The sequence below is a fragment of the Streptomyces sp. SID3212 genome, from assembly GCF_009865405.1.
Lineage (GTDB): Bacteria > Actinomycetota > Actinomycetes > Streptomycetales > Streptomycetaceae > Streptomyces.
In genome coordinates this window covers 1-12,972 of the sequence record NZ_WWJY01000679.1, presented here as the reverse complement: position 1 = coordinate 12,972, position 12,972 = coordinate 1, and the positions used below count along the sequence as shown (strand labels likewise).

Genomic DNA, 12,972 nt, shown 5'->3' with positions numbered 1-12,972 from the left:
AGTGCCGCGACCGCCGCCCCCACGACCGCGGTGGCCGGGCAGAGATCCGCGGCGGCGCCCGCGCTCGCGGCCCCCGACATACCGCTCGCCAACGTCAAGGCGCACCTGACGCAGTTGTCGTCGATCGCCGCCGCCAACGGCGGCAACCGCGCCCACGGCAGGGCCGGTTACCTCGCGTCGGTCAACTACGTGAAGGGCAAGCTGGACGCCGCCGGATTCACCACCACGGTCCAGCAGTTCACCTCCAGCGGGGCCACCGGTTACAACCTGATCGCCGACTGGCCCGGCGGGGACGCGAACCAGGTCATCATGACCGGCTCGCACCTCGACTCCGTGACGTCCGGCGCCGGCATCAACGACAACGGCTCGGGTTCGTCCGCCACCCTGGAGACCGCCCTCGCCGTCGCCCGCTCCGGGTACCAGCCCGTGAAGCACCTGCGGTTCGCCTGGTGGGGCGCGGAGGAGCTGGGCCTGGTCGGCTCCAAGTACTACGTCAACAACCTGCCGACCGCCGATCGCTCCAAGATCAAGGGCTACCTGAACTTCGACATGCTCGGGTCCCCCAACCCGGGGTACTTCGTCTACGACGACGACCCGACCATCGAGCAGACGTTCAAGGACTACTACGCCGGGCTCGGCGTCCCGACGGAGATCGAGACCGAGGGCGACGGCCGCTCCGACCACACCCCGTTCAAGAACGTCGGCATCCCGGTCGGCGGCCTCTTCGCGGGCGCGGACTACATCAAGACCGCGGCGCAGGCGCAGAAGTGGGGCGGCACCTCGGGGCAGGCCTTCGACCGCTGCTACCACTCGTCGTGCGACACGACCGCGAACATCAACGACACGGCGCTCGACCGCAACAGCGACGCGGTGGCCTACGCGGTGTGGGGGCTCTCGGGCGAGACCCCCGTACCCCCGGCGGGCACGGTCTTCGAGAACCTCGCCGACGTGGCGATCCCCGACAACGGCGCGGCCGTCACCTCGTCGCTGACCGTCTCGGGCCGTACGGGCAACGCCCCCACCACGCTGAAGGTCGGCGTGGACATCAAGCACACCTGGCGCGGTGACCTGGTGGTCGACCTGGTGGCCCCGGACGGGACGGCGTACCGCCTGAAGCCCTCCAGCAGCGGTGACTCGGCGGACAACGTCATCGCCACGTACACGGTCAACGCCTCGTCGGAGGTGGCGAACGGCGTCTGGAAGCTCAAGGTCCAGGACATCGCCTCGTCGGACACGGGCTACATCGACAGCTGGAAGCTGACCTTCTAGCCGTACGGGACAGCAGCCCGGGACAGCCGTCCGGACACCCCAGGACACGCGGGAGGCCCCGCACCCCCGAGAGCAGGGGTGCGGGGCCTCTTCACGGCCCGGCCGAAGCGGCCTAGCCGAACAGGTTGTACTGGCTCCAGCCCGTCCCGATCTTGATGCGATCGGCCCAGATCCCGCTGGTCGCCTTGCCCGTGCCCTTGTACAGCCACAGGACCCCGCCGGTGTCCCGGGCGAGCAGGTCCGCGATGCCGTCGCCGGTCACGTCACCGGTGGTGATGAGCTTGTTGTACGTCCAGCCGGTGCGCAGCTGTACGCGGGAGCCGAACGGCTTGGTGGCCGAGCCCGTGCCCGGGTACAGGTAGACGGTCTTCGTCTTGGCCTTGACGATCAGGTCGGCGAAACCGTCGTTGTTGAAGTCGCCGTGGCCCACGACGGAGTTGTACTGGGTCCAGCCGCTCTTGCCGAGCGTGGCGCGGGTACCGAAGGTGCCGTTGCCCTTGCCCGGGTAGAGGTAGAGCGCGCCCGCGGTGTCGACCGACAGGAGGTCGGGAAGGGCGTCGCCGGTGACATCGCCGGGGGCGATGATCGCCACGCGGGTCTTCCAGCCGGTGAAGAGCTGGGTCCTGATCAGCTTGCCGGTGGTCAGGTTGGGATGCACCCAGTAGACGGTGCCGGCCGTGGACCTCGCCACGAGGTCGTTGTAGTCGTCGCGGTTGAGGTCGCTCTGGAGGACGACGTTGTACCCGCCCCAGCCGCCGGCCAGGATCCCGGCGAGCGACTTCCTGGCCGCGAAGGTGGTGCCCTTCGAGTCGTACTCGTACGCGGTTCCGCCGGAGGTACGGGCGAACAGGTCGGCCCGCGCGTCGGCGCTCAGGTTGGCGTCGTTCAGATGGGCGTTGATCTGCCCGGCGTACGTGCTCGCCTTGGCGAACACGCTGTACGCGCCGGCCTCGACGCAGTCCTCGACCCCCCACGACACCACACCGACGAGCTTGCCCGCGACCACGAGCGGACCGCCCGAGTCACCGTTGCACGCGCTGACCGTCCCGGTGTCGGAGCCGGTGGCGGGTGTGCCCGCGCAGACCATGTGGCCCTTGATGAAGTCCCTGCCGTACGCGTTCGTGCAGGTCGTGTCCGAGTTGACCGGCAGCGTGGCGGTGCGCAGGGTCTCCGAGATGTCCTGGGTGGTCGAGGTCGTCCTGCCCCAGCCGTACACCTTGGCCTGGGTCCCGGCCTTGTAAGAGGCGGTGTCGGCCGAGGTCGTCACCGGCAGCGGCTTCACCCGGACCGGGGTCTCCAGGGTGAGGACGGCGACGTCGTTGTCGATCTTGGAGCTGGAGTACGAGGCGTGCCTCCACTGGCGCCACACGCCCACCGGGGATCCGCCGTGCAGGTTCACGGTCTTGTCGGCGTTGAGCGTCGGCAGCTGTGACGTGCCGACGAGGATCGTGCCGAACTTGCTCCAGTTGGTGTCCGCGACACAGTGCGCGGCGGTAACGATCTTGCTCGGGGAGACGACGGTCCCCCCGCAGAAGAAGCTGTCGTCGTCCGCCGTGGTGGTCGTGCCCTTGTCGTCGTCGTACCAGAGCTGCGCCATCCACGGGGCGCTGGTGATCGGGGAGGTCACCCCGCCGATGATCTTCGGGTCCACCTTGCCCTTCACCGTGCCGGTGGTCGCCGAGAGCGCGGCCTTGCGCGAGGCCGACACGTCCACCGCACCGGCCTTGACGGCTCCGGCCACGCGGGCGGTCAGCTCGGCCTGGGTGGGACCGGCGGCGCGCGTGGACGCCGGGCCGGGGCCCGGCTCCGTGGCCTGTGCCGGGACCAGCAGGAAGGCTCCGGCGACACCCACCGCGAGGGCGACGGCCGCGGTGGGTATGACGATCCGTGCCTTGCGTCTGTGCTTACGGTCCTTGCCTGCGAACACGCGTGACTCCTGTCCATGGACCCGCACGGCGCGCCTGTCGCACCGGCAGGAGGGGTGCACGAGGACAGAGGGAGAAGAAAGAGGGCGGATCGAAGGCAGCGCTGAGCATGCCGGTCCGCAGGGCGGACGCGATCCGGAGAGGTGGCCCCCCACCCACGGCTGAGTGATCCTATGACTGATCCATAGGCTTTCACCAATGCTTTACGATCACTTAAGGGAACTTCTGCGCGAACTTGCCCTTTGTTCTCAGACCGTGATGTCTTTCGCCGTGAAGCGCGCCCAGGCCGCCGCCCCGAACACCGCCACGTACAGGGCCTGGAGCTCCAGGTTCTTGGCGATGTCGTCCCAGTACACCGGTTGGCGCAGGACGTCCGCGAAGGACAGCCAGTGGGTGGGGAAGAGGTAGGGCTGGATGCCGTGCAGTTGCGGGATCGCGCCCAGGATCTGGACCGTGATGAGCAGGCCGACCGTCGCGGCCATCGCCGCGATGCCGCTGTTGGTGAGGGTGGACAGGAACAGGCCCAGCGCCGCGATCCCGGTCAGGGAGGCCGCGACGAGCAGGGCGATCAGCAGGGCCCTCAGCAGGCCGTCCCCGAAGGAGATACGGGTGCCCGAGATCGTGGTGACGTCGCCCAGCGGGAAGAGCAGCGCCCCCACCACCAGCGCCGAGAGCGCCACGACGAGCGTCGCGACCAGGCAGAACGCCAGCGTGGACGCGTACTTGGCGAGCAGCAGTCTCGTACGGCCCGCCGGGGCGACCAGCAGATAGCGCAGGGTACCCCCGTTGGCCTCGCCCGCGATCGCGTCGCCCGCCACGACCCCGATCGCCATGGGCAGGAAGACGGGCAGGGTCGCGGCGAGCGCGGCGAAGACCAGGAACAGACCGTTGTTGGTGATCTGGGTGAGGAAGGCGGGTCCGCCTCCTCCCCCTCCCCCGCCGACCGAGCCGTCGTCGCTCGTCTCGATCCTGACCGCGATCCCGATGAGGACGGGGACGGCGGCCAGCACGCCCAGCAGGGCGAGGGTGCGCCGGCGCCGGAGGGTGGTGGTCAGTTCGGAGCGGAAGAGACCGAGGGTCCACCACAGGGAGGGCGTGGGCTCCGTCGGGTCCGTCGGCTCCGTGGGCTCCATCGGGTCCCTGGGCTCCGCCGTCTCAGCCCGCGACATCGAAGCCCTCCCCCGTCAGCGCCACGAAGGCGTCCTCCAGCGACGCGCGTTCGACGCCGAACGACCGCACCCGTACCCCGGCCCGTACCAGCGCCGCGTTGAGATCCGCCAACTCCACCTCGGCCGGCGGCGGGTCGCCGCTCACCCGGTCCTCCGTCACCGTCACGCCGCCCACGCCCAGTTCCGTGAGCACCCGCGCGGCCTCCGCCGGATCCGGTGTGACCACCGCCAGCCGGCCCCGGGTCCCCGCCGCCAGCTCGGCGACCGGCCCCTGCGTGAGCAGCCGGCCCTGTGCCATCACGGCCGCGTGGGTGCAGACCTGCTCGATCTCGTCCAGAAGGTGCGAGGAGAGGAAGACGGTCGTGCCGTCGGCGGCCAGCTCCCGTACCAGCGTCCTGATCTCCCGCATACCCTGCGGGTCCAGGCCGTTCGTCGGCTCGTCCAGCACCAGCAGGCGGCGAGGCCGGAGCAGCGCCGCCGCCAGCCCGAGCCGCTGCTTCATCCCGAGGGAGTACGCCTTGGCCTTCTTGGTCCCGGCCGCCGTCAGCCCGACCCGGTCCAGAGCCGTGGCGACGCGCGTACGCCGGGTGCGGGGGTCGGCCGTCGGGTCGGCGGAGTCGTACCGTACGAGATTGTCCCGGCCGCTCAAGTACCCGTACATCGCCGGGCCTTCGATGAGGGCTCCCACCTCCGGCAGGACGGTACGGGCCGCGCGGGGCATCCGCTGCCCGAGGAGCGTGGCCGAGCCGGCGGTCGGCTCGATCAGGCCCATCAGCATGCGGATGGTCGTGGTCTTGCCGGAGCCGTTGGGACCCAGGAAGCCGAAGACACTGCCGGCGGGGACCGCCAGGTCGAGGCCGTCGACGGCGAGTTGACCGCCCCGGTAGCGCTTGGTGAGACCGTGTGTCTCGATGACGGCCGCTGTCATCGCGCACCCCGCTCCTGTGGTCCGGCCGGTTCCCGTGGGCCGCTCAGCGTGCCGCCCCGCCGTACGAAGCGTACGACGGGGCGGTACGGGCGGGTCGTGCGTGGCGCGCCGACGGGTGTGCGCGGCGCGCCGGGTCCTGCGCGGCACCCGCGCCGGGTCCTGCGCGGCAGCCGCACCGGGTCCTGCGCGGCGCCGGTGGAGCTACTTGGCGCCGTCCGCCGCCTTGACGAGCGTGGCGGGGGTCACCGCGCCGACGTAGATCTTGCCGTCGTCCGTCATCAGGGCGTTGACCAGGCGCGTCTTGTAGACCGTGCCCGAGCCGAACTTCCCGGTGACCTTGTCACCGAGCGCGTCCAGGAAGCCCTGCGCCTCCTTCGGCAGACCGGCGGTGTCCTTCGCGGTGGGCGCGCCGTCCGGGGACGTGAACGCGTACACCGCGCTCCAGCCCTTCCCGATGACGGTCGGGGGCGCGGTCTTCCCGGCGCCCTCGCCGCCCTTCGGGAGCTCGGGCCGGGCCGCCCGGTCACCCTCGTGCGCCTCGTCGCCCTGGGTGACCTTCGTGCCCTTCGGCGGCGTGAAGTCGAAGGAGGAGGCGGCCGGCTTGCCGAAGTCGACCTTGGTGAAGCCGACGTCGAGGACGGCCTTGCCGCCGCTGCTCGGCGCGAGCGTGAACTTGAGCGGGGTGCCGGTCTCGGCATCGACCGCGATCTTGACGGACTCGACCGTCGAGCCGGCCTGCTTGGGCTTGAGGACCAGGCGGTACGCCTCACGCCCGGCGACCCGCGCGGTGCCGTCCACGGTGACCGACGTGGTGTCGCCCGCCGCCGCCAGCGCCTGCTCGGCGAACTCCTTCGGTGTCGCGGGCACGTCCTTGCCGGACAGCCCCTTGTCCTTCTTCCCCGACGTGCCCTTCTCCTTGCCCTCCGAGGAGGTCGCGTGGAAGGCCTCGTTCGAGGCGCTGTCGTACGCCCAGACGTCGTCCCCGTTGTGGATCAGGCTGTACTCGGCCGCGTCCTCCAGGATCGACACCCGCTGCTTGTCGGGCCCGTCCGCCGCCACCCGCAGGGTGTGCGTACCGGAACCCAGCTCCATCAGCTTGGTGCTCGGGTCGGCCGTGGAGGCCGAACCGCCGCCGCCCGCGCCGCCCTTGGGGGCGAGGGCGCCGCCCGCCAGGTCCCCGAGGCCGGCCAGCGAGGGCAGCCCCAGGTCCGTGCTGATCCTCACCGAGCCGGAGAGCCGCTCGGTGTCGGAGGCGGCGATCTTCTCGATGAGTTCCTGGGCGCTGATCTTCGGGAGGCTGGGGTCGCCCGCGGCGGCGAGGGCCGGCACGAGGCCGATCGTCACCGCGGCCACTCCGATGACCGCGACCGGGACCGCGTACCGCGCCGCCCTGCGGCGGCCGGTACCGAGGTCGTCCTCCTCGGCGATGTGCGCGCTGTCGTTCGGTGCCATGTGTGCCCTACCTCCGGGTCGGCGGTGCTCTCGGTCTTCTCCATCTCACCAAATCGGCGGTGCGTAAGCGTCAGTCCGGGGGAGCAACTTGTCGTACTGCTGAAGGATGAGAGCCGGACGGCCGCCACCCCCGCCCCGTAGGGGACGGGGGTCAGGGCCGGTGCGGTACGGGGGTCGGGGCCGGTGCGTACGGGGATCAGGACCGGTGCGGTACGGAGCTCAGCCCGCCCGGTGCACGACCGCGTCGCACAGCTCCACCAGCGCCGACTTCGCGTAACACTCCGGCAGCGGGGCCAGCGTGGCGCGCGCCGCCTCCGCGTACCGCACGGTGTCGCGCCGGGCCTGCTCCATCGCCGGATGGGCCCGCAGCAGCCGCAGCGCCTCCGTCAGCCGGGCGTCGTCCGACAGGTCGCCGTCGAGCATCGCGACCAGGTCCAGGTCCGCCTGTCTCCCGTGCGCCTCCGCCTGGGCGCGCAGCAGCAGCACCGGCAGCGTCGGGATGCCCTCGCGCAGGTCGGTGCCGGGGGTCTTGCCGGACTCGTGCGAGTCGCTCGCGATGTCGAGGACGTCGTCCGCGAGCTGGAAGGCCACGCCGAGGCGCTCGCCGTACTGGGTGAGGATGTCGACGACCGACTCGTCGGCGCCGGACGTCAGGGCGCCGAAGCGCCCCGAGACGGCGAACAGGGCGCCGGTCTTCCCGGCGAGCACGTCGAGGTAGTGGCTGACCGGGTCGCGCCCGTCGCGGGGCCCCGCCGTCTCCAGGATCTGTCCCGTGACCAGCCGCTCGAAGGCCTCCGCCTGGATGCGGACGGCCTCGGGGCCCAGGTCCGCCAGGATGTGCGAGGCGCGGGCGAAGAGGAAGTCCCCGGTGAGGACGGCGACGGAGTTGCCCCAGCGGGCGTTGGCGCTGTCCACACCCCGGCGTACGTCCGCCTCGTCCATCACGTCGTCGTGGTAGAGCGTCGCCAGGTGCGTCAGCTCGACCACCACAGCCGCCGGGACGATGCCGGGCGCGTACGGGTCACCGAACTGGGCGGCGAGCATCACGAACAGCGGCCTCAGCCGCTTGCCGCCGGCGCGCACCAGGTGCTGCGCGGCCTCGGTGATGAACGAGACCTCGCTCTTGGTGGCGTCGAGCAGACCCGCCTCCACGGCCGACAATCCGGCTTGGACATCGGCTTCAAGAGCCGGGTCCCGCACGCTCAGCCCGAACGGCCCGACGACGGTCACGAGGGGTACTCCTGTCTGCTGACGCTCACGCTGATTGTCGATGTGTCGCTGTCCTCACTCAAGTCAGCGTATCCGGTCGGCTTTCGATCACCATGGGCGCCTTCCCGGCACCGCCCGTATGGTCGCGATCAGTCCGCTTTTCGGGCATTACGGGCCTTTCACCACTGCCGCGGCGGGGTGGCGCCGACGTAACGTGTCCTGCATCGATCCGGAAAGCGAGGCAGCACATGCCCGAGCAGAGCCCGCTCGAACCGGTCGAAGGTGACCCCTTCGGCCCCCACAACCTCCCGTACGGCGTCTTCTCGACCGCCGACGAGCCCGGCAGGCGCCGCCTCGGCGTCCGTCTGGGCGACGCGGTGCTCGACGCGGGAGCGGCGGCGCACGCCCTGGGCTCTCCGTACGCGAAACTGCTGGACCAGCCGGGCCTGGGCCCCCTGATGGCGGCCGGCCGCACGGCCTGGCGCGACGTGCGCCGGGCCCTGACCGCCTGGGTCACCGTGCCGGCGCACCGTGCCGAGATGGAGCCGCTGCTGCACCCCCTCGGCACGGTCACCCTGCACCTGCCGTACGAGGTCGCCGACTATGTCGACTTCTACGCGAGCGAGCACCACGCGACCAACGTCGGCCGGATCTTCCGCCCCGACGGCCTCGCGCTGCCCGCCAACTGGAAGCACCTGCCGATCGGTTACCACGGCAGGGCGGGCACGGTCGTGGTCTCGGGCACGGAGGTCGTACGCCCCTCCGGGCAGCGCAAGGCGCCCGCCGACGCGGCGCCCGTCTTCGGCCCCTCGGTCAAGCTCGACATCGAGGCGGAGGTCGGCTTCGTCGTCGGTACGCCGTCCGCCCAGGGCACTCCGGTGGACCTGGCGTCCTTCCGCGACCACGTCTTCGGCCTCTCGCTGCTCAACGACTGGTCGGCGCGGGACATCCAGGCGTGGGAGTACGTCCCCCTCGGCCCGTTCCTCGGGAAGTCCTTCGCCACGTCGGTCTCCGCGTGGGTGACCCCGCTGGAGGCCCTGGACGCGGCCCGGGTGGCGCCGCCGGCCCGTACGGAGGAGCTGCTCCCCTATCTGGACGACGACGAGGAGGAGGACCCGGGCGGGTTCGACCTGCGGATCTCGGTGGCGCTCAACGGGAAGGTGATCTCGGAGCCGCCGTTCTCCTCCATGTACTGGACGGCGGCCCAGCAGCTCGCCCACCTGACCGTGAACGGTGCCTCTCTCCGTACGGGGGACCTCTACGGCTCCGGTACGGTCAGCGGCCCCGGGCGCGAGCAGCGCGGCTCCCTCCTCGAACTGACGTGGAACGGCACCGAGCCCGTCGAACTGCCCGACGGCAAAAGGACGTTCCTGGAGGACGGCGACGAGGTCACCCTCACCGCCTGGGCCCCCGGGCCCGACGGGACCCGGGTCGGCCTGGGCGAGGTGAGGGGCCGCGTCGTCCCGGCGGCCTGAAAACGCCCCCCGGAGCGGGTCCTCTCAGAGCAGGTTCTTCGACGTGAGCCAGGCGCGGGCGACCGCGAGCGCGTCCTTGTGCTCGTACTGCACCTGCGCGTCGAGTTCCATCAGCCCGGCCGTGTCGAGCTCGGCGGACAGGGTGTTGAGCACGTCCTGTCCGGCCTTCGGCACATCGGCCTTGCGGATGAGGGGAGTCACGTTCTCGAAGGCGAAGAGGTTCTTCGTGTCCTTGAGGACGACGAATTTCTCCTTCTCGATGGACGGGTCCGTGGTGAAGACGTCGGCGGCCTGGATGTTGTTCTTCTTCAAGGCCGCAATCGTCAGCGCGCCGCCCGCGTCCAGGCCCTTGAAGGACTTGAAATTCAGGCCGTACAGCTCCTTGAGCCCGACGAGACCCTGCTGCCTCGACTGGAATTCCGGTGAACCGCCGATGACCAACTCGGGCGCGACGTCCGCCAGATCGGCGATCGAGGACTCGGCGGTGAGGTCGTACTTCTCCGCCGTCCCGGCATTGACGGCGACGGCGTCCTTGTTCTCGGCGGAGGCCGACTTCAGGACGGCGAGGTGGGACGGGAGCTGGGCGGTGACGGCGGCGGTGGTGCCCTCCGCCGTCTTCGCGACGGCCTTCGGGTCCAGGTAGGCGAGCAGGGCGCCGTTGTACTCCGGCATGACCGTCACGGTGCCGTTCTTGAGCATGCCGTACGTCGTCTCGCGGCTGCCGATGTTGTGCTTGTACGTGACGTCGAGACCCTTGGCCTTGAGCGCCTCGCCGTACAGGTAGGCGAGGAGGATGCTCTCGGGGAAGTTGTTCGACCCCACGACGACCTTGCCCTCGGGCACGGCCGCCGGCTCCAGCGGATCGGCGGTGTCGCCGGACGAACCGCACCCGGCCAGCAACGCGGCGGCGGTGAGGGAGGCGAGTGCGGCGGCGACGGTGCGGCGCCGAGGCCTGTTCGCGGTATCAGTCACGTTTCCCGATCCTGTGTGTCAGTGAGGGTGGCGACATGGCGTACGGGGCCCGCCGTGCGGCCCGTTCGCCGCACGCATCGATCCAAGCCACCCGTCTCACACATCGTCAAGAGCCGCCCGATTACCGATTGGCATCGGATCACGACCGGGCGTGTCGAGAAACAGGTGCGTGGAATGGTGAGAGTAATGACGCGTCATTCGCCGATTGATTGAAACGTTTTCTTCGCCGCGGGCCACCGCAAAGAGCCGGGAGCGCGGTAAAGTCCCCGCTGTCGGCGCCCCGTCCACCGGCTTCCGGCCCAATGCCCCCACAGTGCTGGGCCGTTCGCACCACTGTGGTGGGCCGTTCGCACCACAACCACCCCATTCAGCCTCACGGTCGGCAGGCGCCCACGCCTGGGCGCCCGTCGGGGAGTACCCGCTCAAGGAGCCCTGGTGTCCTCGCAGGAAGGGACCGTTTCCGGACAGCCGCCCGCCCTGCCGCGGAGCCGGCGCCGCAGGATCACCGCGCTCCTGGAGCGCTGGCCGTTCGGCCGGAAACTTCACCTGCTGGTGCTCGTGCCCGTCCTGGTGGTGGCCGGCATGCTCGCCTATGTCGTGAAAGACGACATGAACCAGGCCAGGGCCGCCGCCGACACCGCCGCGCTCGTACGCAACAGCGAGAGCGTCGCCACGCTCGTGGACGACCTGCAACGCGAGCACCGGCAGGCCCTGTTGCTCTCCGTACGCCACCAGGCGGCCGAGGGCGGGGCGGCCGAGCCGTCGAGCATCCCGTACCTCCAGGCTCAGCAGCGGGTCGATGTCCAGGCGCGGGTGGTGCGCGAGGCGTTCGGGTCCCTGCTGCCCGCCGCCGAGGACGAGGCCGTCGCGACGATCGGCGGGCTGACCGACCTGCGGCGGCTGATCCAGCGGACGTACGTGCCCGCGGGCAACATCGACGTCACCTACTCCGATCTGGTCGAGCAGCTGATCAGCGGCCTCGGGCTCGGTGAGTCCACCACGGCGTCGCGCGGCTCCCCGGAGGGCCGGCTGGAGACGCTGCTGGGGGCGGACGCGGCGCACGCGGCCTTCGAGACCAGTGTGTTCGGCGCGCAGACCGGTGACTCCAACGCGCTCCTCGAATTCCTCCGGGCGGTCGGGGACCACCGCTCGTACGAGGACAGGGCGGAGCGGTTCAAGGCGCTGTCCTCCGAGGCGGAGGGCACCACCCTGGACGGCGTCGAGCGCAGCTCCCAGCGGAAGTTGATCGAGGAGCGGTACAACGCCCTGCGGGTGGATCCGAGTTCCCTCCAGGCGCAGACCCCGGAGCGGATGCGGACGGCCATCGCGAAGGCCCTGGAGGCCGAACCGGTCTACGCCCGGCAGGCCGAGGACCGGCTCCGGATCACGCACACGCTGATCCACCGGATCGCGGCCCAGTCGGACGCCGCCTCCGACAAGGCGTGGCGGCACACGCTCACCCTGGTGGGCTCCGCGGCGCTCGCGCTGGTGGTCTGGCTGGTCTTCTCCTTCCTGGTCCGCCGTTCGGTGGCCCGGCCGGTACGGATCCTCACGGCCGCCGCCCGGCAGGTCGCCGAGGCCACCGGCAAGGAGCTGGCACGGGTCGCGGACGACGAGTCGGCCGAGACGGGGCCGCCGCGGCTGCGCGAGATCCCGGTGCCGGTACGGGACGAGATCGGCGCGCTTGCAGAAGCGTTCAACCAGGTGCAGTCGACCGCGTCGGCGCTGCTGGAGCGGCAGATCACCGTGCGCGCGAACGTGGAGCAGATGTTCGGCAACATCGGGCACCGGGTGAGCAACCTGGCGTCGCGCCAGCTCGACCTCATCGAGGGTCTGGAGCAGGCCCAGACCGACCCGGCGACGCTCCGCCCGCTCTACCAGATCGACCACATCGCGACGCGGCTGCGCCGTAACGCCGAGAGCCTCCAGGTGATCGCCGGGAAGCGGCGGGCCGCGGAGGACGTGGACGCGCCGCAGCCCACGGGGCTCACCGACGTGCTGCGGGCGGCGCTGTCCACCATCGGCGGGTACGAACGGGTCTCCCTGCGGCCGTCGGCGGAGGTGGTCGTCGTCCCGGCGGCCGTCAGCGACCTGACCCTGATGCTGGCCGAACTGCTCCAGAACGGCGTCTTCTTCTCGCCCGCGCACACCGAGGTCGACGTGGCGGTGCGGGTACGGCCCCCGGCGGAGGGCGCGGTGATCGAGATCATCGACCACGGGCTCGGCATGCCGCCGGAGCAACTGGCCGAGGAGAACGCGCGGTTGCTCCGCAGGGAGCGGCTCGACCTGGCGCCCACGCATGTGCTGGGCCTGTTCGTGGTGGGCCGCATAGCCCGCCGCTTCGGCATCGGGGTCGAGCTCAGCCGCACCCCGGGCGAGGGCGTCACCAGTACGGTGACCATCCCGTCCACTCTGCTGCTCCCGGCGAACGCCGTACCGCTCGGCCCGTCCCCCGCCTCCCCCGCCGTCCCGCACCCGGCCATCCCGTCCCCCCGCTCGGAACAACGCCCCCGCGCGGCCCTGGTGGCGGCCACCCCGAGCGGAAGCGGCCTGCCGCAGCGGGTCGCGCGCGC

Annotated in this window: 9 protein-coding genes; 3 read left to right on the top strand and 6 right to left on the bottom strand. The window is 71.0% G+C overall.

Annotated elements, in window-relative coordinates; all coding sequences use genetic code 11:
- A partial coding sequence (locus GT042_RS20470; RefSeq protein ID WP_161310177.1) for a M28 family metallopeptidase occupies window positions 1-1,269 on the top strand: 1,269 nt, incomplete at its 5' end.
- A 112-nt stretch (window positions 1,270-1,381) separates the two neighbouring features.
- Here the strand turns inward: GT042_RS20470 and GT042_RS20465 are convergent.
- The 5 genes from GT042_RS20465 to GT042_RS20445 all read right to left on the bottom strand — a co-directional run bounded on the left by GT042_RS20465 (window position 1,382) and on the right by GT042_RS20445 (window position 7,973).
- A complete protein-coding gene (locus GT042_RS20465) occupies window positions 1,382-3,196 on the bottom strand; it encodes a trypsin-like serine protease (protein ID WP_161310176.1) in 1,815 nt (604 codons plus the stop codon).
- A gap of 246 nt (window positions 3,197-3,442) precedes the next feature.
- Window positions 3,443-4,327 carry an ABC transporter permease gene (locus tag GT042_RS20460; protein WP_237530986.1) on the bottom strand — a complete coding sequence of 295 codons (885 nt, stop codon included), beginning with the start codon at window positions 4,325-4,327 and terminating at the stop codon, window positions 3,443-3,445.
- A gap of 22 nt (window positions 4,328-4,349) precedes the next feature.
- A complete protein-coding gene (locus GT042_RS20455; RefSeq protein ID WP_161310174.1) occupies window positions 4,350-5,291 on the bottom strand; it encodes an ABC transporter ATP-binding protein in 942 nt (313 codons plus the stop codon).
- 201 nt (window positions 5,292-5,492) lie between these two features.
- Window positions 5,493-6,743: an outer membrane lipoprotein carrier protein LolA gene (locus GT042_RS20450; protein WP_161310173.1), complete on the bottom strand. Its 1,251-nt coding sequence runs from the start codon at window positions 6,741-6,743 to the stop codon at window positions 5,493-5,495.
- A 219-nt stretch (window positions 6,744-6,962) separates the two neighbouring features.
- Window positions 6,963-7,973 carry a polyprenyl synthetase family protein gene (locus tag GT042_RS20445; protein WP_161310172.1) on the bottom strand — a complete coding sequence of 337 codons (1,011 nt, stop codon included), beginning with the start codon at window positions 7,971-7,973 and terminating at the stop codon, window positions 6,963-6,965.
- Between the two features lie 227 nt (window positions 7,974-8,200).
- On the opposite strand from GT042_RS20445, the gene fahA reads away from it, so the two are divergent.
- Window positions 8,201-9,427, top strand: coding sequence for a fumarylacetoacetase (gene fahA / locus GT042_RS20440; RefSeq protein WP_161310171.1), 1,227 nt, complete (start codon window positions 8,201-8,203; stop codon window positions 9,425-9,427).
- A 24-nt stretch (window positions 9,428-9,451) separates the two neighbouring features.
- Here fahA and GT042_RS20435 read toward each other — a convergent pair whose 3' ends face one another.
- Window positions 9,452-10,399, bottom strand: a complete 948-nt coding sequence (locus GT042_RS20435; RefSeq protein WP_161310170.1) for an ABC transporter substrate-binding protein — start codon at window positions 10,397-10,399, stop codon at window positions 9,452-9,454.
- Between the two features lie 435 nt (window positions 10,400-10,834).
- Here GT042_RS20435 and GT042_RS40125 point away from each other — a divergent pair.
- The coding region (locus tag GT042_RS40125; protein WP_161310169.1) for a sensor histidine kinase at window positions 10,835-12,972 on the top strand (2,138 nt) is incomplete at its 3' end.